This window comes from Bacillus sp. FSL W8-1202, from assembly GCF_038006165.1.
Classification (GTDB): domain Bacteria; phylum Bacillota; class Bacilli; order Bacillales; family Bacillaceae; genus Bacillus; species Bacillus subtilis.
Genome location: NZ_JBBOUR010000001.1, coordinates 155,035 through 175,475, shown reverse-complemented (window position 1 = coordinate 175,475; position 20,441 = coordinate 155,035). Strand labels below are relative to the sequence as shown.

Annotated in this window: 23 protein-coding genes; 17 read left to right on the top strand and 6 right to left on the bottom strand. The window is 45.2% G+C overall.

Going from position 1 to position 20,441, the window contains the following annotated elements; translation table 11 throughout:
- Nucleotides 1-10 precede the first annotated feature (10 nt).
- The gene (gene lytH, locus NSQ09_RS00930) at nt 11-991 is read right to left on the bottom strand and encodes an L-Ala--D-Glu endopeptidase (RefSeq protein ID WP_015714649.1); all 981 of its coding nucleotides are present in this window, start codon (nt 989-991) and stop codon (nt 11-13) included.
- A gap of 234 nt (nt 992-1,225) precedes the next feature.
- Here lytH and lipA point away from each other — a divergent pair, with 234 nt between their 5' ends.
- Nucleotides 1,226-2,122, top strand: coding sequence for a lipoyl synthase (gene lipA / locus NSQ09_RS00925; protein WP_003222888.1), 897 nt, complete (start codon nt 1,226-1,228; stop codon nt 2,120-2,122).
- A 15-nt stretch (nt 2,123-2,137) separates the two neighbouring features.
- Here lipA and NSQ09_RS00920 read toward each other — a convergent pair whose 3' ends face one another.
- Nucleotides 2,138-2,770, bottom strand: a complete 633-nt coding sequence (locus NSQ09_RS00920; protein WP_021480537.1) for a YhcN/YlaJ family sporulation lipoprotein — start codon at nt 2,768-2,770, stop codon at nt 2,138-2,140.
- A 113-nt stretch (nt 2,771-2,883) separates the two neighbouring features.
- On the opposite strand from NSQ09_RS00920, the gene NSQ09_RS00915 reads away from it, so the two are divergent.
- From NSQ09_RS00915 to nucF, 3 genes are read left to right on the top strand one after another with little or no spacing between them, the layout of a single operon-like run.
- On the top strand, nt 2,884-3,159 hold the full coding sequence (locus NSQ09_RS00915; RefSeq protein WP_003228682.1) for a YutD family protein: 276 nt from the start codon (nt 2,884-2,886) through the stop codon (nt 3,157-3,159).
- 23 nt (nt 3,160-3,182) lie between these two features.
- Complete coding sequence (locus NSQ09_RS00910; protein ID WP_003228684.1) at nt 3,183-3,617, top strand: DUF86 domain-containing protein; 435 nt, start codon at nt 3,183-3,185, stop codon at nt 3,615-3,617.
- 28 nt (nt 3,618-3,645) lie between these two features.
- Entirely contained in the window at nt 3,646-4,416 is a 771-nt protein-coding gene (gene nucF / locus NSQ09_RS00905) for a 5' nucleotidase NucF (RefSeq protein WP_017696729.1), read from the top strand.
- 26 nt (nt 4,417-4,442) lie between these two features.
- Here nucF and NSQ09_RS00900 read toward each other — a convergent pair whose 3' ends face one another.
- Nucleotides 4,443-4,943: a phosphatidylglycerophosphatase A family protein gene (locus NSQ09_RS00900; RefSeq protein ID WP_003243814.1), complete on the bottom strand. Its 501-nt coding sequence runs from the start codon at nt 4,941-4,943 to the stop codon at nt 4,443-4,445.
- 152 nt (nt 4,944-5,095) lie between these two features.
- Here NSQ09_RS00900 and cotNH point away from each other — a divergent pair, with 152 nt between their 5' ends.
- The 5 genes from cotNH to NSQ09_RS00875 all read left to right on the top strand — a co-directional run bounded on the left by cotNH (nt 5,096) and on the right by NSQ09_RS00875 (nt 11,681).
- Complete coding sequence (gene cotNH, locus NSQ09_RS00895) at nt 5,096-6,115, top strand: spore coat-associated protein CotNH (protein ID WP_095843919.1); 1,020 nt, start codon at nt 5,096-5,098, stop codon at nt 6,113-6,115.
- A 200-nt stretch (nt 6,116-6,315) separates the two neighbouring features.
- Nucleotides 6,316-7,617 carry a homoserine dehydrogenase gene (locus NSQ09_RS00890; RefSeq protein WP_341030402.1) on the top strand — a complete coding sequence of 434 codons (1,302 nt, stop codon included), beginning with the start codon at nt 6,316-6,318 and terminating at the stop codon, nt 7,615-7,617.
- Nucleotides 7,617-8,675 carry a threonine synthase gene (thrC, locus tag NSQ09_RS00885; RefSeq protein ID WP_003228697.1) on the top strand — a complete coding sequence of 353 codons (1,059 nt, stop codon included), beginning with the start codon at nt 7,617-7,619 and terminating at the stop codon, nt 8,673-8,675. Before NSQ09_RS00890 ends, thrC begins: the two co-directional genes overlap by 1 nt.
- Nucleotides 8,672-9,601: a homoserine kinase gene (gene thrB / locus NSQ09_RS00880; protein WP_341030400.1), complete on the top strand. Its 930-nt coding sequence runs from the start codon at nt 8,672-8,674 to the stop codon at nt 9,599-9,601. The genes thrC and thrB overlap by 4 nt, the downstream gene beginning before the upstream one ends.
- A gap of 106 nt (nt 9,602-9,707) precedes the next feature.
- Nucleotides 9,708-11,681, top strand: a complete 1,974-nt coding sequence (locus NSQ09_RS00875) for a S9 family peptidase (RefSeq protein ID WP_341030398.1) — start codon at nt 9,708-9,710, stop codon at nt 11,679-11,681.
- Nucleotides 11,682-11,723: 42 nt separating this feature from the next.
- Here NSQ09_RS00875 and NSQ09_RS00870 read toward each other — a convergent pair whose 3' ends face one another.
- Entirely contained in the window at nt 11,724-12,059 is a 336-nt protein-coding gene (locus NSQ09_RS00870; protein WP_010886606.1) for a NifU family protein, read from the bottom strand.
- Nucleotides 12,060-12,157: 98 nt separating this feature from the next.
- On the opposite strand from NSQ09_RS00870, the gene NSQ09_RS00865 reads away from it, so the two are divergent.
- Nucleotides 12,158-12,484, top strand: coding sequence for a YuzD family protein (locus NSQ09_RS00865; RefSeq protein ID WP_341030396.1), 327 nt, complete (start codon nt 12,158-12,160; stop codon nt 12,482-12,484).
- A 25-nt stretch (nt 12,485-12,509) separates the two neighbouring features.
- Here the strand turns inward: NSQ09_RS00865 and NSQ09_RS00860 are convergent, their stop codons facing one another.
- Nucleotides 12,510-13,577 carry an NAD(P)/FAD-dependent oxidoreductase gene (locus NSQ09_RS00860; RefSeq protein ID WP_003228707.1) on the bottom strand — a complete coding sequence of 356 codons (1,068 nt, stop codon included), beginning with the start codon at nt 13,575-13,577 and terminating at the stop codon, nt 12,510-12,512.
- 262 nt (nt 13,578-13,839) lie between these two features.
- Here NSQ09_RS00860 and NSQ09_RS00855 point away from each other — a divergent pair, with 262 nt between their 5' ends.
- The 7 genes from NSQ09_RS00855 to NSQ09_RS00825 all read left to right on the top strand — a co-directional run bounded on the left by NSQ09_RS00855 (nt 13,840) and on the right by NSQ09_RS00825 (nt 20,136).
- Nucleotides 13,840-14,076 (top strand): YuzB family protein, encoded by a 237-nt coding sequence (locus NSQ09_RS00855; protein WP_003222913.1) that lies wholly within the window; start codon nt 13,840-13,842, stop codon nt 14,074-14,076.
- 134 nt (nt 14,077-14,210) lie between these two features.
- Nucleotides 14,211-15,425 carry a NupC/NupG family nucleoside CNT transporter gene (locus tag NSQ09_RS00850; RefSeq protein ID WP_017696734.1) on the top strand — a complete coding sequence of 405 codons (1,215 nt, stop codon included), beginning with the start codon at nt 14,211-14,213 and terminating at the stop codon, nt 15,423-15,425.
- 122 nt (nt 15,426-15,547) lie between these two features.
- A complete protein-coding gene (gene dapF, locus NSQ09_RS00845; RefSeq protein WP_003243745.1) occupies nt 15,548-16,402 on the top strand; it encodes a diaminopimelate epimerase in 855 nt (284 codons plus the stop codon).
- Between the two features lie 78 nt (nt 16,403-16,480).
- A complete protein-coding gene (locus NSQ09_RS00840; RefSeq protein ID WP_003244166.1) occupies nt 16,481-16,843 on the top strand; it encodes a HesB/IscA family protein in 363 nt (120 codons plus the stop codon).
- Between the two features lie 171 nt (nt 16,844-17,014).
- Nucleotides 17,015-18,061, top strand: a complete 1,047-nt coding sequence (locus tag NSQ09_RS00835) for a tyrosine-type recombinase/integrase (protein WP_341030393.1) — start codon at nt 17,015-17,017, stop codon at nt 18,059-18,061.
- Nucleotides 18,062-18,218: 157 nt separating this feature from the next.
- On the top strand, nt 18,219-18,953 hold the full coding sequence (locus NSQ09_RS00830) for a helix-turn-helix domain-containing protein (RefSeq protein WP_341030392.1): 735 nt from the start codon (nt 18,219-18,221) through the stop codon (nt 18,951-18,953).
- 202 nt (nt 18,954-19,155) lie between these two features.
- Nucleotides 19,156-20,136 carry a tyrosine-type recombinase/integrase gene (locus NSQ09_RS00825; RefSeq protein ID WP_339225973.1) on the top strand — a complete coding sequence of 327 codons (981 nt, stop codon included), beginning with the start codon at nt 19,156-19,158 and terminating at the stop codon, nt 20,134-20,136.
- 11 nt (nt 20,137-20,147) lie between these two features.
- Here NSQ09_RS00825 and NSQ09_RS00820 read toward each other — a convergent pair whose 3' ends face one another.
- A complete protein-coding gene (locus tag NSQ09_RS00820; RefSeq protein ID WP_341030390.1) occupies nt 20,148-20,372 on the bottom strand; it encodes a helix-turn-helix domain-containing protein in 225 nt (74 codons plus the stop codon).
- Nucleotides 20,373-20,441 lie beyond the last annotated feature (69 nt).

Below are 20,441 nucleotides of genomic sequence, written 5' to 3'. Positions count from 1 at the left end.
CGGCTTTTTGTTATTTCTTTTTTTGGTATTCATATCGCTCCCACGCCCTCAAATGCGGGTATGGATCAAATGACCATTCGGTTCTTCCGTTATCTTTGTACATGCCATAGTGCAGATGCGGCGGGAACTTCCCGGCGGTTCCCGGCGGGCCGTATCCGGAGCTGCCGACTGATCCGATCACTTGGCCAGGCTCAACGATTTGTCCTGTTTTAATCCCTTTGGCAAACCCATTGAGATGGGCAAAATAATGATACGTATTGTTAATGTCCCTGATGCCGATTCTCCATCCTCCGAAGCGGTTCCAGCCCTTCATTTCAACTACGCCGTAACATGTGGATTTGACAGGAAGGCCGTAATGGGCAAAGATATCCGTGCCTTCATGAATCCGCCTTCCACCGAAGCCGCGGGCATCTCCCCACGTGCTTCGGTAGCTGTAATCGGTTCTGATCGGAAGCGGGAATGCATGCTCGCCCAGATCAATATGGCCGTAGGCTTTAAACAGCTTCATGAATTCAGATATAATCCCCACTGTCTGATCACGCCGGTAATAATTCCAAAGCCCGATCCGGATGTTGTCTTCATCTGTGCCATACGACAGTAAGTATTGGCTGAACGTATACAAGATATCTTCATCGTTGCTGACCTCGGCTTTCCCGTCTCCATCGCCATCCATTCCGATTCCGTCAAACACTTTAATGCTTAAGGGCGCATCGTCTTTCGGATTCGGGTTTTCAGGCCCGCTCCAGATATCATCGGGTATATAGATGCTGATGATTCCCGCCTTGTCAGGCAGATCTTTCCGGTTGCTCCGCACGTTTTCTTCGTATTGATCAACAGCGGCGAGCGCATACCAAGGGATCTGCGTCACAGCTTCGATTTTATGATATAATTCCATCCGTTTCGACAGCACTGGATCTGAAAGTTTTTTTCCAGACGCAGAAGGCTCAAATGCAAACAAAAGGAGAAGAAGAGCGGATAACAAAACTTTCACAAAATAATCTCCTTTCATATTGAATACACATAGTTTGCGGCAACCCGGCTTAAAAATGTCAGTAATCATCTTCCCTTGTCGAGAAATTTTTCCTATGTTAAAGTGTCTAAAGAAAAGACTTTCTTTAGTTAGAAAAACATTATTTTTGTTGCAGAACTAAAACCTGCACCTTTCTCGTTTTCAGAATGTTTCGTGTCAGAAATTGAGTATATTGGATATTGGAGATGATGGGAATTGGCAAAGAAAGACGAACACCTCAGAAAGCCCGAATGGCTTAAAATTAAATTAAATACAAATGAAAACTATACAGGGCTCAAAAAACTCATGCGGGAAAACAACCTGCACACCGTATGCGAAGAAGCAAAGTGCCCGAATATTCATGAATGCTGGGCGGTCAGACGTACAGCGACATTTATGATTTTAGGTTCTGTTTGTACAAGAGCATGCCGTTTCTGTGCTGTCAAAACAGGCCTTCCAACTGAGCTTGACCTGCAAGAGCCGGAACGCGTAGCGGATTCAGTCGCGCTTATGAATCTGAAACACGCGGTCATTACGGCTGTTGCGCGTGACGATCAGAAAGATGGCGGGGCAGGCATTTTCGCGGAAACTGTCCGTGCGATCCGCAGAAAAAGCCCGTTCACAACAATTGAGGTGCTGCCGTCTGATATGGGCGGAAACTACGATAACCTAAAAACCTTAATGGATACACGCCCAGACATCCTGAATCACAATATCGAAACGGTTCGCCGCCTGACGCCAAGAGTCCGCGCGCGTGCGACGTACGACCGTTCATTGGAATTTTTGCGCCGTGCGAAGGAAATGCAGCCTGACATTCCTACAAAATCAAGTATCATGATCGGACTCGGCGAAACAAAAGAAGAGATTATTGAAGTAATGGACGACCTTTTGGCGAACAACGTGGATATTATGGCAATCGGCCAATATCTGCAGCCGACGAAGAAACACTTGAAAGTCCAAAAATACTACCATCCTGATGAATTTGCAGAATTAAAAGAAATCGCGATGCAAAAAGGCTTCAGCCATTGTGAAGCCGGTCCGCTTGTCCGTTCCTCTTACCATGCGGATGAACAAGTAAACGAAGCATCTAAAAAGCGTCAAGCACAAGCATAATGCCAAAACGCCAGATCATCTGGCGTTTTTGTCATTCCTATCGATTTTCATGTCCTGACGCGTTTCTCCATTGGCATTTTCATTCTCTGAGACAGGGCTTCCTTGCGGGGAGGTTTTCATTTCTTGAATCGTCCCCGACATGATCTCTCTGATATCCCTTGAACCAGAGCCGAGATTGCTGTAATTTTCGACGGACTGCATATGGTTTGGATTATCGGAAATATACACGTGATAGTATCGCGGTATCACGGAAGCCGCTGTTTTTTTCACCTGATCGGCGGTCAGCTCCCGGTTTTTAGAATCGGTTTTGTATACGACAAGCGCTTCTCGGTCAGTCACCAATGTCGCAGCATCTTGAATATGGGGGAGCTGAACCGTTAAACTTGATATCATGTGAGCGGTTTCTTCCCGGTTCATCACCGGCGTTTTCTGCTGGTCTCCGTCAAATTGTTCTTTTTGATAGCGGACATAGCCAAATTGTTCGTTCTCATTATGCCTGTTAAAAGCCTCGTTGCGGTCCGACACATGAATGGGTTTGGTTTGATTCTGCGTCTGATTCCGGACATTTTGGGCATTATCCAATCCTGCGCCTCCGCACCCGGATAAAAGTCCGGTCAGCAGGCAGAGGCTGACAGCGGTTCGTTTCATTTATCAATCCCTCCTCATGTGTAGGGTAGCCAAATCGCATGATTTATTCTTTAGCAATTGATGGGGACGGGGCAATGAATTATGATAGGAATGAGTGAAAAAGAGGTGAGATCATGATTCTTATTCAAAATGCCGAATTTGAATTGGTGCACAATTTCAAAGACGGCTTCAACGAAGAGGCTTTTAAAGCCCGCTACTCCGATATATTAAATAAATACGATTATATTGTGGGAGACTGGGGATACGGTCAGTTAAGGCTCAAGGGCTTCTTTGACGACCAGAATCAAAAGGCAACCTTCGAAACGAAAATCAGCACATTAGATGAATATATTTACGAATACTGCAATTTCGGCTGTGCGTATTTTGTCTTGAAACGGATCAGAAAATAAATATACACAAAGGGGATGCTGTCATGTATTTTGTTGACAGAAGCAAAATCGAGAAAACACTAGGGTTCTTCGAGCACCAGCTGGCGCTTTTTGACTCACAAACAGACTGGCAGTCTGAAATCGGGGAATTGGCACTTCAGCGTATAGGCCATCTGTTAATCGAATGCATTTTGGATACAGGCAATGACATGATTGACGGCTTTATTATGCGGGACCCGGGCAGCTATGACGACATTATGGATATACTTGTTGATGAGAAAGTTGTCACGGAAAAAGAGGGTGATGAGCTCAAAAAATTGATCGCCTACCGCAAAACGTTGGTTCAACAGTATCTGCTCGCTGACAGCGGCGAGCTTTACAGGCTGATCAAGGCGCATCAAACAGCTCTTCAGGACTTCCCGAAACGGATCAGAAGCTATTTGGAAACAGAGCTAGGACCTGTTTCCGCGTTTAAATAACAACTGGAAAGCCACAGGAGTGTTGGATATGAAAACATATAAAGGGTATTTAATTGATTTAGACGGAACGATGTACAATGGCACGGAAAAAATCGAGGAGGCGTGTGAATTTGTCAGAACGCTGAAAGATCGCGGCGTTCCTTATCTTTTCGTGACAAACAACTCTTCGCGCACACCGAAGCAGGTAGCGGACAAGCTCGTGTCTTTTGATATTCCGGCAACAGAAGAGCAGGTCTTCACGACCAGCATGGCAACTGCCCAGCACATTGCACAGCAGAAAAAAGACGCGTCTGTGTATGTGATTGGGGAGGAAGGAATCCGCCAGGCGATTGAAGAAAACGGCCTGATATTTGGCGGAGAAAACGCGGATTTTGTCGTTGTTGGCATCGACCGTTCCATTACATACGAAAAATTTGCTGTTGGCTGCCTGGCAATCAGAAATGGCGCCCGCTTTATTTCCACTAACGGAGATATTGCGATTCCGACTGAAAGAGGGCTCCTGCCGGGAAACGGCTCACTGACATCGGTGTTAACCGTATCTACAGGTGTACAGCCTGTATTTATCGGCAAGCCGGAATCAATTATTATGGAGCAGGCGATGCGCGTTCTCGGCACAGATGTGTCTGAAACACTCATGGTCGGCGACAACTACGCCACTGATATTATGGCCGGCATTAACGCGGGTATGGATACGCTGCTCGTTCACACAGGCGTAACGAAAAGAGAACATATGACAGACGATATGGAAAAACCGACTCACGCCATTGACTCTCTGACTGAATGGATTCCATACATTTGAAAAAAGGGCGCCCTAAAAGGGTGCCCTTATTCTGTATGCCGCGCGCGGTGAGCAAGTCTGCTTGAAGCCGCGGCGGAAATCGCTCCGACGATGTCATCTAAAAAGGTATGGCATTCACCGGTTGATTTATCATTCAATCGTTTAAGGATTCCGGGTTTTTCTTTGTCGATGTAACCGTAGTTCGTAAACCCGATCGATCCGTAAATGTTCACAATGGAAAATGCCAGAACTTCATCTACTCCATATAGGCTTTCATCTATTTCCAGCATCGTTTGCAGCGGTTCAGACAGTTTTTTCTGCTCAGCAAGAACATCCAATTCAATGCCCGTTAAAATCGCGTTTTGCACCTCGCGTTTTGCGAGAACACGATTGACGTTCAGCGTGCATTCATCAATGGTTAAATCCGGATGATATTTTTTCTGCAGAAAAAAGACAAGCTCGGCAATGTCTGATACCTCAACGCCGCGCTCCTTCATCCGTGCTCTTGCTTTAGCTTCCATCTGACTGAATTGTTCGTTTTCTGACATCAGCTTCACCCAATCTTTTTTACTAGTTTATACAAAATGCATGAGAAGTTTACGACTTTTTCTTGCGCCTTCTTCGGATTAAAATATGTATTCATAATTCCGGCTGTGTATGACTACGATGTGATGAGCCCAAATTCAACAGGCAGGTGATCATGGTGAAAGGTACAATAAAAGAAAAATACGGCATTCACATCAGGCAGCTTTCCATGTACCAGCACACATATCAATGCTTTCAGACGCCTAATTCATACTTTCTGATTGTCCCCGTTTCCCAATTCTCAGAAACAGAGCTGGCGGAGCTTTATTACATGAGTCAGTATTTACAAGAACAAAGTGACCCATACGTTTCGGTTTTTATCTTTACAAAAGAAGGTGAACTGACATTTGAACATGAGGGAAAAACGTACGCTCTGCTGAAGGCGGCCCCCCCTTATTCAAACAGGGCGTTCTCCATTGGAGCGGAGCTTGCGGAATTTCACCGAAAAGGCCGAGGATATCCGTATGAGGTGAAGGCAGCCGGAAGAATCGGCCAGTGGAAGGATCTGTGGGGAAAACGAATTGATCAGCTGGAAGCATTTTGGCAGAGAAAGGTTCAGACCCCTCCGCATGAGCCATTCGATAAAAAAATGATCGAATCATTTCCATATTATTTAGGACTGTCAGAAAACGCGATACAATATTTAGTGGACACTGAGCTGGATGACAAGCCCCAAGCCGCTGATTCAGGAACGATATGCCATCAGCGGATGGAAAGGCATACATGGTCACCGGAATCATTGATCAGGATTCCGGCGGATTGGGTGTTTGACCACGCTTCCCGTGATTTGGCTGAATATATGAGGCATACGTTTTTGCATCACAGACAAGATTTTAATCAGCAGGGCTTTCTCTTTTTACAGGAATACGAGCAAGTCACACCGCTGTCTTCATTTTCGAAACGCCTTTTATACAGCCGTCTGCTTTTCCCGCTTCATTATTTTGAAATCGTAGAAAGCTATTACACGTCATCAGAATCAGAAAAGCATTATTTTGAAGAACAGCTTAACTTCATTCTTAATGACTGCAGGCGTTATGAACAATTTCTCAATACAGCGCAGGAATTCATGAATATGCGGGCGCAGAAGCTGTTTGTTCCACGCGTCAGCTGGCTCGGCAAAGGCAGCTCAGGGTGAGGAGAAAATCTGACAAAAATAATTAGAAAATAAAGAATCTTGTCATATCAATTCGTTAAGCGTTTACATTCGCAAAATTCAGCCTAATGCTGTCTTGTCAAAACAGGAGCGGGCTTATATAATGTTTGTAACTTATATGTCTGTGTTGAGTTAACAATTGTCTTTTTCAAGAGGACAATCAAAAGAAAGGTGGAGTTTTTTTGAAAGCGATTCGTGTAGGGCTTTTAGGTTTAGGTACCGTCGGAAGCGGTGTCGTTAAAATTATTCAAGACCATCAGGATAAGCTTATGCATCAGGTCGGCTGTCCGGTTACGATAAAAAAAGTGCTTGTAAAAGATTTAGAGAAAAAGAGAGAAGTAGATTTGCCGAAGGAAGTGCTCACGACAGAAGTGTATGATGTCATTGATGATCCAGATGTTGATGTCGTCATCGAGGTGATCGGCGGCGTTGAACAGACAAAACAATATTTGGTCGACGCGCTGAGATCGAAAAAGCATGTTGTCACAGCAAACAAGGACTTAATGGCTGTGTACGGCTCCGAGCTGCTTGCCGAAGCGAAGGAAAATGGATGCGATATCTACTTTGAAGCCAGTGTTGCCGGCGGGATTCCGATTCTGCGCACGTTAGAGGAAGGCCTCTCATCAGATCGAATTACAAAAATGATGGGAATTGTGAACGGCACAACAAACTTTATCTTAACCAAAATGATCAAAGAGAAAAGCCCATACGAGGAAGTGCTCAAGGAAGCGCAGGATCTCGGTTTTGCCGAAGCTGATCCGACTTCTGACGTGGAAGGGCTTGACGCCGCACGGAAAATGGCGATATTGGCGCGCCTCGGCTTCTCGATGAACGTGGATCTGGAAGACGTCAAAGTAAAGGGGATCTCCCAAATTACAGACGAGGACATCAGCTTCAGCAAACGCCTCGGCTATACAATGAAGCTGATCGGGATTGCTCAGCGTGACGGCAGCAAAATCGAGGTCAGCGTACAGCCGACACTGCTTCCTGACCACCATCCGCTTTCTGCTGTTCATAATGAGTTTAACGCTGTTTATGTATACGGCGAGGCTGTCGGTGAGACGATGTTCTACGGGCCGGGAGCCGGAAGCATGCCGACAGCGACATCCGTTGTTTCTGACCTCGTCGCTGTCATGAAAAATATGCGCCTCGGTGTAACCGGCAACAGCTTTGTCGGACCGCAATATGAGAAAAACATGAAATCGCCGTCTAACATTTATGCACAGCAGTTTTTAAGAATTCATGTAAAAGATGAGGTTGGTTCATTCTCGAAAATTACATCTGTGTTCTCTGAGCGGGGCGTGAGCTTTGAAAAAATCCTTCAGCTGCCAATTAAAGGCCATGATGAGTTAGCTGAAATCGTAATTGTCACACATCATACATCAGAAGCTGATTTCAGTGATATTTTGCAAAACCTAAATGATTTGGAAGTCGTTCAAGAAGTCAAAAGCACATATCGTGTAGAAGGGAACGGTTGGAGCTAATGTGGAAAGGACTTATCCATCAATATAAAGAATTTTTACCTGTAACAGATCAAACACCGGCGCTAACTTTACATGAAGGAAACACACCTCTTATTCACCTGCCGAAGCTGTCTGAGCAGCTCGGAATTGAGCTTCATGTCAAAACGGAAGGCGTCAATCCTACGGGATCATTTAAAGATCGCGGAATGGTTATGGCTGTGGCAAAGGCAAAAGAAGAAGGCAATGACACGATTATGTGCGCGTCAACAGGTAACACTTCCGCTGCTGCGGCAGCATATGCAGCCCGTGCTAACATGAAATGCATTGTCATCATCCCGAACGGAAAAATTGCATTTGGAAAACTCGCTCAAGCTGTCATGTACGGAGCCGAGATTATCGCAATTGACGGAAATTTTGACGATGCGCTTAAAATTGTCCGTTCCATCTGTGAGAAATCACCGATTGCCCTTGTCAACTCAGTCAACCCTTACCGCATTGAAGGCCAAAAAACTGCTGCCTTCGAAGTGTGCGAACAGCTGGGGGAAGCGCCTGATGTTTTAGCGATCCCGGTCGGAAACGCTGGAAACATCACTGCGTACTGGAAGGGCTTCAAGGAATATCATGAGAAAAACGGCACAGGCCTTCCGAAAATGCGCGGCTTTGAAGCTGAGGGTGCGGCGGCAATCGTGCGCAATGAAGTGATTGAAAATCCTGAAACAATAGCGACAGCCATTCGTATCGGAAACCCGGCAAGCTGGGACAAAGCTGTAAAGGCAGCCGAGGAATCCAATGGGAAAATTGACGAAGTCACTGATGATGAAATCCTTCACGCATATCAGCTGATCGCCCGTGTAGAAGGCGTGTTTGCAGAACCAGGTTCTTGCGCGTCTATCGCAGGAGTGCTGAAACAGGTGAAATCCGGAGAAATTCCGAAAGGCAGCAAGGTCGTAGCTGTGTTAACAGGAAACGGACTGAAAGATCCGAACACAGCGGTCGACATTTCAGAAATCAAGCCCGTCACATTGCCGACTGATGAAGACAGCATCCTTGAATATGTAAAAGGAGCGGCCCGTGTATGAACGAAGCCAACATGCTGTTCTCTGTCACTGTTCCCGGAAGCACAGCTAACCTAGGCCCCGGCTTTGATTCAGTCGGAATGGCGCTCAGCAGATATTTGAAGCTGACCGTCTTTGAAAGCGACAAATGGTCTTTTGAGGCTGAAACAGAAACAGTCGCCGGAATTCCGGCGGGTACAGATAACCTGATCTATCAAGTGGCTAAGCGGACCGCAGATTTGTACGGAAAAGAAATGCCTCCTGTCCATGTGAAGGTGTGGAGCGACATCCCGCTTGCACGCGGCCTTGGCAGCAGCGCCGCGGCGATTGTAGCGGCCATTGAACTGGCTGATGAATTATGCGGCTTAAAGCTGTCTGAAGCGGACAAGCTGCATTTAGCCAGTCTAGAAGAAGGACACCCGGACAATGCTGGCGCTTCTCTCGTCGGCGGACTTGTGATCGGCCTGCATGAGGATGACGAGACCCAAATGATCCGCGTCCCGAATGCTGACATTGACGTAGTCGTTGTCATTCCTTTTTATGAAGTGCTGACAAGAGACGCGAGAGACGTGCTTCCGAAGGAGTTTCCATATGCCGATGCCGTAAAAGCAAGTGCTGTCAGCAATATCCTCATTGCTGCGATCATGTCCAAGGATTGGCCGCTTGTCGGGAAAATCATGAAGAAGGATATGTTTCATCAGCCGTACCGGGCGATGCTTGTGCCTGAGCTGTCAAAAGTAGAGCACGTCGCCGAGATGAAGGGCGCATATGGAACGGCTCTCAGCGGAGCAGGCCCAACGATTCTCGTCATGACCGAAAAAGGAAAGGGAGAAGAGCTAAAAGAACAGCTCGCGCTTCATTTCCCTCATTGTGAAGTAGACGCTTTGACCGTTCCGAAAGAGGGAAGTATAATAGAGCGAAATCCTTTATATCAAGTAAAAAGTGTATAGATCATGCCAAGCGTTCCTCAGCGTCAGCGGAGGGCGCTTTTTTTGCTGGAGATAAAGGAGTTTTTATTTAGAAAAACGAAATACATGTAAAAAGGAGGAGATGAATATGAAAAAGCTGATAACCGCAGACGACATCACAGCGATTGTCTCTGTGACCGATCCTCAATACGCCCCAGACGGCACCCGTGCCGCATATGTAAAATCACAAGTAAATCAAGAGAAAGATTCGTATACATCAAATATATGGATCTATGAAACGAAAACGGGCGGGTCTGTTCCTTGGACACATGGAGAAAAGCGAAGCACCGACCCAAGATGGTCTCCGGACGGGCGCACGCTTGCCTTTATTTCTGATCGAGAGGGCGATGCGGCACAGCTGTATATGATGAGCGCTGAAGGCGGAGAAGCGAGAAAACTGACTGATATCCCGTATGGCGTGTCAAAGCCAATATGGTCCCCGGATGGCGAATCGATTCTGGTCACTGTCAGTTTGGGAGAGGGAGAAAGCATTGATGACCGAGAAAAAACGGAGCAGGACAGCTATGAACCTGTTGAAGTGCAAAGCCTCTCCTACAAACGGGACGGCAAAGGGCTGACGAGAGGTGCGTATGCCCAGCTTGTGCTTGTCAGCGTTAAGTCGGGTGAGATAAAGGAGCTGACAAATCACAAAGCTGATCATAGTGACCCTGCTTTTTCTCCTGACGGCAAATGGTTTGTTTTCTCAGCTAATTTAACTGATACAGATGATGCCAGCAAGCCGCATGATGTTTACATAATGTCACTGGAGTCTGGAGATCTTAAGCAGGTTACACCTCATCGCGGCTCATTCGGATCTAGTTCATTTTCACCAGACGGAAGGTATCTTGCTTTGCTTGGAAATGAAAAGGAATATAAGAATGCAACGCTCTCAAAGGCGTGGCTCTATGATATCGAACAAGGCCGCCTCACATGTCTGACTGAGATGCTGGACGTTCATTTAGCGGATGCGCTGATTGGAGATTCATTGATCGGAGGCGCCGAACAGCGCCCGATTTGGACGAAAGACTGCCAAGGGTTTTATGTCATCGGCACAGATCAAGGCAGTACCGGCATCTATTATATTTCGATTGAAGGCCTTGTGTATCCGGTTCGTCTGGAAAAAGAGTACATCAATAGCTTTTCTCTTTCACCTGATGAACAGCACTTTATTGCCAGTGTGACAAAGCCGGACAGACCGAGTGAGCTTTACAGTATCCCGCTTGGACAGGAAGAGAAACAGCTGACTGGCGCGAATGACAAGTTTGTCAGTGAGCATATGATATCAATACCTGAAGAGATTCAATATGCTACAGAAGACGGCGTGACGGTGAACGGCTGGCTGATGAAGCCTGCACAAATGGAAGGTGAGACAACATATCCACTTATTCTCAACATACACGGCGGTCCGCATATGATGTACGGACATACATATTTTCATGAGTTTCAGGTGCTGGCGGCGAAAGGGTACGCGGTCGTTTATATCAATCCGAGAGGAAGCCACGGCTACGGGCAGGAATTTGTGAATGCGGTCAGAGGGGATTATGGAGGAAAGGATTATGACGATGTGATGCAAGCTGTGGATGAGGCTATCAAACGAGATCCGCATATTGATCCTAAGCGGCTCGGTGTCACGGGCGGAAGCTACGGAGGTTTTATGACCAACTGGATCGTCGGGCAGACGAACCGCTTTAAAGCTGCCGTTACCCAGCGCTCGATATCAAATTGGATCAGCTTTCACGGCGTCAGTGATATCGGCTATTTCTTTACAGACTGGCAGCTTGAGCATGACATGTTTGAGGACACAGAAAAGCTCTGGGACCGATCTCCTTTAAAATACGCAGCAAACGTGGAGACACCGCTTTTGATTCTGCATGGCGAGCGGGATGACCGGTGCCCGATCGAGCAGGCGGAGCAGCTGTTTATCGCTCTGAAAAAAATGGGCAAGGAAACCATGCTTGTCCGTTTTCCGAATGCATCGCACAATTTGTCACGCACCGGACACCCAAGACAGCGGATCAAGCGCCTGAATTATATCAGCTCATGGTTTGACCAATATCTCTAATAAAAAAAGCCAGGCTGATCAAATATCAGCCTGGCTGCTTTATTAAAAGACTTGTTCTACTTCAACGACACCCGGCACTTCTTCTAGAAGAGCGCGCTCAATTCCGGCTTTCAGCGTAATTGTTGAACTTGGGCAGCTGCCGCATGCGCCTAGAAGACGAAGCTTAACGATACCTTCATCTACGTCTACAAGCTCACAGTCACCGCCGTCACGAAGTAAAAACGGACGAAGTTTGTCCAGTACTTCCTGCACCTGTTCTTTCATTTCAACTTCAGTCATGACATTCGCTCCTTTCGTCGTCATAAAACCATTATATTCAGTGTAACAATAAAAATCTATTGTTTGGTTTGCAAAGTTGCTTTCCCTATTATAGCACATTCAGACTTCAACACAAAAACGGTTTTTTTCTATAAAAACGCCCTTTGGCTCTGTATACTTAAAAGAAAGGACTTGCATAGGAGAAGGGGGCGTTTACAGTGATGAAACCAGTCATGCTAAGCGTGTACGGGGCAGAAACCGTGTGTGCGAGCTGTGTCAATATGCCGACAGCCAAGGATACATACGAGTGGCTTGAGGCTGCGCTGAAAAGAAAATATCTAAATCAGCCTTTTGAAATGCAGTACATCGATATTTATGAGCCGCCTGACAATGAACATGCGAAAGAGCTTGCGGAAAAAATCAGAAATGACGAGTATTTTTATCCGCTTGTGCTCGTAGAAGACAAAATTGTCGGTGAAGGCAATCCAAAATTAAAAGACGTTTATGAGGAAATGGAGAAGCATGGGTATACAGAAAACCGCTGACTTGATCAGCGGTTCTTCTCTATCATTAACCGTTATGGTGTTTATACATCCACAGCAAGCCGGATTTCAGCATACGCGGAACACGGCCGATCAGCGGACGGTCAGCAACAAGCCCGAAGCCGGCTTTTTTTCCGAGTGAACCGAGGACGCCTTTCAGCTTAAACTGAGGCATTGATTCAGGCAGGGCTTCCCCATTCCAGCGTTTTTGCAAGATTTGGACAATCTGCTCTGCTTGAGCCTCTGCCAGCTGGGCGCTCGGTGCATGAGGAAGGCTGGCGCAATCGCCGACAACGTACAGATGTTCATCACCTGGAAGATTGTGATGAGGCGTTAATACAATACGCCCTTGTGCGTCCTTCTCCACATCTAAGTCTCTGACGACTTTGTTTGGCTGGATGCCGGCTGTCCACACAATGGCGTCTGCAGAAATCGGATCATCGTGGTTATACACAACGCCTTCTTCTACTTTTGTGATATTTGCCCTGTTAATAATGCGGACACCGTGCTCTTCGAACCATTTTTGCACATATTTGCTTAAACGCTCGGGAAAGCTTGATAAAATGAGATTACCGCGGTCGAACAAAATAATGTTCAGGTCATCACGGCTTTCTCTCAATTCACTTGCAAGCTCAACGCCGCTTAAGCCCGCTCCGACAATGGCGACGGTCGCATTAGCGCTCAGATTATTCAGCTTTTGGTAGGTTTCGCGGGACTGATCGATGGTTTGAATACTGTAGGTGAATTCAGGCGCTCCCGGCACGTTGTGATATTTATCCTCACAGCCGAGCCCGATTACGGCGTCATCGTAAGAAATCGGTTCACGATCTTGGAACAGCACTTGTTTTTGTACAATATCAATTGATGTGATATCACCGTATTGGACATCCAGGCGAGGGTGCTCTGGGAATGACACTCTGATATGATGGTCAGAAATTGTGCCTGCGGCAAGGGCATAATATTCTGTTTTCAAGCAGTGATAAGGATTTCTGTCAATTAACGTGATTGAAACATCATCAGGCAGCTGGTTTGGCAATAAGCGATGAAGAACACGCATGTTCCCGTAACCTCCGCCGATCAAGACCAATTTTTTCATTTGAATTCCCCTTTAATCCGAAGAGTATGATAGACACATTGAAGAAAATACGAACTATGTAAAATAACATCTAGAATTATATCGAATTTGATCTAAAATCACAATAATAGTTTCAAAATAACCTACAATTTAGCCTGAAAACACAAATTAGTAAAACGTTATTTGAGAAATAATATGTTACGATAATAAATTTTGAATCATCCGTTGTCTTTGACGAATAGTGAAAAATTCGCGATAATGGACATATGTGAGGTGAAACCGCATGAATCCAATGATTGAATTTTGTGTCAGCAATCTGGCTCACGGCTCTCAGGAAGCCCGGGCGATTTTGGAGAAGGATCCCAACCTTGATGTCCTTGAATATGGCTGCTTAAGCTACTGCGGGACATGCATGGAATCGCTTTTCGCTCTGGTAAACGGAGAAGTCGTCATGGGTGAAACGCCTGCTGAGCTTGTTGAGAATATATATACCTTTATTGAAGAAAATCCAATGTTTTAAAGAAAAGGGCCTGGACAGGCCCTTTTTTATTTTGCCGTACAAAAGAACTAAAAAATGTGTAGACATCAAAAAATATTATTGTTATCGTATAAAAGATATTTTTTAAATAAAATTTAAGAGGTGTACGAGTATTCATGAATGTTCTGTGGGGGCTGCTGGGCGCAGTTGCGATCATTGCTATCGCGTTTTTATTTTCAGAAAAGAAAAGCAATATTAAGATAAGAACCGTCATCGTTGGTTTATGCACACAGGTGGCGTTTGGATTCATCGTGTTGAAATGGGAAGCGGGACGCGCTGTTTTTTTATGGTTTTCAAGCCGTGTACAGCTTCTGATTGACTATGCGAATGAAGGCATCAGTTTTATTTTTGGACCGCTTCTAAAGGTCGGAGACAGTCCGGCCTTTGCATTAAGTGTACTGCCCGTTATCATTTTCTTCTCAGCACTGATTGCAGTTTTATATCATTTGAAAATCATGCAGCTCGTTTTCCGTGTCATTGGCGGCGGATTGTCGAAGCTCCTTGGAACAAGCAAAACGGAATCTCTGGCGGCTGCTGCCAATATTTTTGTAGGACAATCAGAATCTCCGTTAGTGATCAAACCCCTGATTGCGGGGCTGACGCGCTCTGAGTTGTTTACGATTATGACGAGCGGTCTATCGGCAGTTGCGGGATCTACCTTGTTTGGGTACGCGCTTCTTGGTATTCCGATTGAATACTTGCTGGCGGCCAGCTTTATGGCTGCTCCAGCTGGACTAGTCTTTGGTAAATTGATTATACCCGAAACGGAAAAAACGCAAACCGTAAAAAGCGATTTCAAAATGGATGAAGGCGAAGGCGCAGCCAATGTCATTGACGCAGCTGCAAAGGGAGCGTCAACAGGACTGCAAATTGCGTTAAACGTTGGGGCGATGCTGCTTGCGTTTGTTGCGTTAATCGCTGTAGTAAACGGTATTCTCGGCGGGGCTTTCGGCTTGTTCGGTTTAAAAGGCGTAACATTAGAATCCATTCTCGGCTATGTGTTTTCTCCTATCGCCTTTTTGATTGGCGTGCCTTGGCATGAAGCATTGCAGGCGGGAAGCTATATCGGCCAGAAATTGGTGCTGAATGAGTTTGTCGCTTATTCTAACTTCGGTCCGCACATCGGCGAGTTTTCTAAGAAAACTGCTACCATTATCAGTTTCGCGTTATGCGGATTCGCCAATTTTTCATCAATTGCGATTATGCTTGGTACGCTGGGCGGATTAGCACCCAGCCGCCGTTCAGATATCGCATGTCTCGGCCTGAAGGCTGTTCTTGCAGGAACATTAGCCAATCTGCTCAGCGCAGCCATTGCCGGCATGTTTATATAAACGATAAAAGCTCCTTGCGTCAATGCAAGGAGCTTTTATGTATGAAAAACGGGGGATAATTGTATTGTGTCCGCTTATAATAGCTTTTATACTAAGAAAAAGAAAAAAAGTTGGAGGCACCTATGAACTCATTTCGATTTACCAAAATGCACGGCCTGGGAAACAGTTATATTTATGTGAATCAATTTGAAGAACAGCTTCCAGAAGAAAAACTGTCAGAGATTGCAATTCAGGTTTCTTCTGTTTATACAGGGATCGGATCCGACGGAATGATCCTGATATGCCCATCAGACCAAGCGCCTGTTAAAATGCGGATTTTTAATAATGACGGGTCTGAAGGGAAAAACTGCGGCAACGGCCTGCGCTGCGTCGCAAAATACGCATATGAGCATAAGCTGGTTGAGGAAACATCTTTTCTGATTGAAACCCTCTCCGGGCTTGTGAAAGCGGAAGTTCAAGTTGAAAATGGAAAAGTGAATGTGGTCACTGTCGATATGGGCGAACCGCGCTTGACAAAATCCGAGCTCCCGATGCTTGACGGCGGGGAAGAGCACACAATCAATGAAACGATGGCATTTGGTGAAGTAGAACTAACAGGCACTGCCGTTTCAATGGGAAATCCGCATATCGTTTTTCCGATCGCAGACATTGAACAGGCACCCTTAACGACACTGGGGCCGGTGATTGAGAAAGATCCGAGATTTCCGGAAGGCATCAATGTGGAATTCGTTGAAACCGTGAATGAACAAGAATTGCATTTCCGCGTCTGGGAACGGGGATCTGGGATTACTCAGGCATGCGGGACAGGAGCATGTGCAGCGGCGGTCGCATCTGTATTAAACGGAGTATCAAAGCGAAATCAAGACATCACGGTGCATTTAGCAGGCGGGGATTTGGTGATAAACTGGAAAGATAACGGCCATGTAATGATGACAGGGCCGGCTGAAACCGTTTGTGAGGGTGTCTATTTCTTGTAAAACACCTTGTTTGAGAATTGGAACGATCATGTTTATAATAAAAGACAGCAACCGGTTTTTAAAAGGAGGTTCATAATGATGAGCAACCCGGTAACAATTACAGAAGCAGCAGCTTTGCATATAAAAGATATGATGAAAGAGCATGAAGAAGAAAACGCGTTTCTGCGTGTAGGCGTCAAAGGCGGCGGCTGCAGCGGACTTTCTTACGGCATGGGCTTTGAGCATGAAAAGAGTGAATCAGACAGTGTGTTTGATCAGCACGGCATCACTGTTCTAGTTGACAAAGAAAGCCTTGACATCATGAACGGCACCGTGATTGATTATAAACAATCCATGCTCGGCGGCGGCTTCACCATCGACAATCCAAACGCCATCGCTTCATGCGGCTGCGGTTCTTCGTTTAGAACAGCAACGAATGCAGGCAAGCCTGAAGAGTGCTAGACGGTAAACTATACGGTCGGCCAGGCGAATGATTAACGATTGTCAAAATAATTTCGGTAAAAAACGTTAGTATCTCGCGACAATTAACAACCCATTATGGGGCGTTTATTTCTCGATTATTACGGTTTCCTTGCGGTGATTTTCATTCATCGAAAAGGAGGCCGTTTTTTTATGGCTAAAGGAACGAAGCGAATACGTGCGCGTTATACTTCAGCAACTAAACGAGAACTTCCGAATATTACGTTTGATCGTGCGACAGATATTGTTATCTCGGGAAAGATTGCGGAGGGTTTACGTGAAAGGACGATAATCGATTACAAAAAGATCGTTAGATATTTCACGGAGTGGCTAACGCAAAAATACGAAGATATGGAGTATGTGAACGACGTGACAATCGAGCATTTGCGCGCATATATCCATTACTTACGTTACGAGAGAAGGCGATACGAAGGTCATACGAATATCGATGCGACAAAACAGCCGATAGGATTGTCTGAGACTACGGTAAATATTGCGATTCGCACGCTTACGGCATATTTTAACTACCTATACGCCGAGGGATTTATAGACCCGAATCCGGTCGAACGGTTAAAACTGATTAAACAGGACGTTGATATGACGAACAATTTCACAAATGAAGATGTCGCGAGGATACTGGAGCAGCCGGAGCAACGTGATTTTGTCGGATTTAGAGACTACGTAGGAATTAGCCTCTTACTTGATTCCGGTCTAAGAATAGGTGAACTCGTTGGACTAACTGTAGATGAAATTGACTTCAGCGCTCAGCAAATAGTCTTAGGCGGCGGCAGAACTAAAGGACGCTATTTTAGAATTGTGCCTATATCAACATATTGCGCAAAGCTTTTGAAGCAGCTCATTGAAGAGAATCGCGCCCACTTTGATACTGACTCGGTTTTCGTATCCAGTCTAGGGGATCAACTCACGACTAATCATTTTAATAAACGCCTTAAGTTTTACGCAGAAAGAGCAGGAATAAAGACAAAGAAAGTCACCGCGCACGTTTATAGACATACTTGGGCTAAAATCATGATCGTAGACAAGAAGATAGACATTTACACAGTTCAAAAAATGGGTGGCTGGAAAGATATAAGAACACTTCGGAGATATGTACAACTTTCTACTGAGGATTTAAGAAGGTCACATGATGAAGGTTCGCCGTTAATGGCGATAAGAGATAGTCGAAGAAAAAGAATATAAAAACAAAAAAAAGAACGTCAACCCATCGGAAACCCGATAAATTGAACGCCCTAACCCTGTGTTCATTATATCGGAAAAAAGCGTACAAGTCAACGCTTATTTAAGTGCGCCTAATTTTCCGCAACGGTTGCCGTCTCTTAACGAGGAGAGAAACCGAATGTACACGAAAGAAGCCTCTAAAATGGCGTCGTTCCGTTCAGTGGACGAGCTTAACGGCGCCATCCGCACGCACATATACCGCAATAAATCCGATCTAACACCTGCCGCAATCGAGGTTCTAAAGGTGTTGTCTCGTCATGCCGTCAAAACGCCGGGCGTGGCGTACCTGAAGCTCGCCTCTATCGCGGAACTAATCGGCCGGCACCGCGTTACTGTGATTCGGGCCATTAAGCGTTTAGTCGATCTCGGAATTATCCGCAAAGAAATTAAATACCGGCCAGTATCCGGCGGCAACGGCGCCAATATGTACGTTATCCTGCCGGCGACTAAAGCCGATGTTACCCCGTCCGTGTTACCCCGTCAAGAAGCCGAAAAGCCAGCGGAGACAAAGCCGGAAGCGCCGAAACGGAAAGACGAAGCTATTATTTCTCAAAGCAAATTAAAGTTACTACGTAATACGTATGCTGCGTTTAAGTCTGCGGTCAATACGTTTGTCAGCGATCGGAAATTAACGAGCAAGCTGTACGGTATATACCTTGCGCATACGTCGTATTTAAAAGGCGTGTATGCTGCCGATACGCTTCAAGAAATCGGACTGGAAGCCGTAAGGCAAACATTTATCGCGACTAAACGGAAAACTATACGTAATCTTGCCGGGTATTATAACGGTGTGTTGGATCGGATGCTGGATCGTTTATATGCTGCGAGATTTGATTCGTTAACGCCTCGGTAGCGTCTTCGTGCGTTTGTTCGTCGTATTGTTAGCGAATAGCTTCGTTCGTGTTTCGTTAAAATTAGTATTATTCTACTGTTTTATGTTCGTATTTTAGATATAAAAGCCAAATTTTCTTTAGTTATATCAATTTAATTTTCGTATTTTTGTTGAAAATGACTATTTGAATGCCTATCCTTTCTAATGAAAGGAGTGTTTGAAAGTGACAAAAAAGAAGGATAGTTTCACTGTCAAAGAGGACTTAACTGAGTTATCTAATTTAATACATAAATTGAGTTCATCCAATTCTTTTAAGGATCGTACAAAGATTGAAAAAGCTCTTATTACTGTTTTGAGGCAAATGGAGGTTTCAGGGAATAGAAAGCGAACCATGAATGACTATCGTCTTCACGTAACAGACTTCATGAAATCAGAAGGCCTGACGTTTTTAGACGAAATAACTACGGAATCAATTTATTTATGGCTTGAAAAAATGGATGTCAGCTCACAAACAAGACTAATACGTCTAAAGTGTCTAAAAGCTTTTTTATCGCGGTGTTTTGATAATGGATGGTTTGAAACGAAGTTTTGGAAGAGTATTAATATAAAGGTTGATAAACAAGTGAAAGAAGGGGCGACGGAGCAGGATATTAAAATACTTTTATCCGTACTAGATTTAAAAGATTTTGTCCAATTGCGCGATGCTACGGCAGTTCTCCTTATGTATAAAACGGGGATTCGCGTAAGTACCCTGGCAAAACTCGAGGAAAAACACATTGATCTCTCGGATAAATTACTAAGATTGAACGGAGATATTCTTAAGAGTCGCGAATCTTTATTGCTACCGTTCGATGATGTACTTACACGCATGCTAGACGTTTTAATGAAGCAAAACAAAGCCATCCGATATCAGTACCAAAAGGATAATAACTTCGTTTTTATTACGAAACAGGGTGGACCCATCGCGACGGGACCATCAAACAACAATATACAGAAGCGTTTAAATAAGTACGCTCGTGAGTATGAATTGAAAAATATTAATCCGCATGCTTTACGAAGAGGTTTCGCCAAGTCATTACTAAATAGAGGCGCTAGATTAACAGATATATCAAAAGCGCTTGGTCATAGCGATCTTTCCGTAACAACACAGTATTTGTATTTAGATAAGAATGAAGTAGCTGAAAACCTTCGGAAATTTTTATAAAAGACGCCGATTTATTCAGCGCCCTCTTCCGTAGCTTCTTCAATTTCGAATAATTCCTCGACTTCTACCTCGAGCGCCTTCGCTATCGAGAAAACGTGCCAATCTTCGTGGCGACTGTTCTTATCGAATCGCGAAATCGACCCTTGCGGCACGCCGGATGCTTCTGCGAGCCTTGCTTGCGTCCATCCTTTTTCCTTCATAACGGCATGTAGGCGTGGTGTTGCGTTTAATTTCATTTCGATCACCTCTGCGACTGAACTTGTCTATAGTAAACTGCTGGTTATCATCGATAATTAAAATAGCTT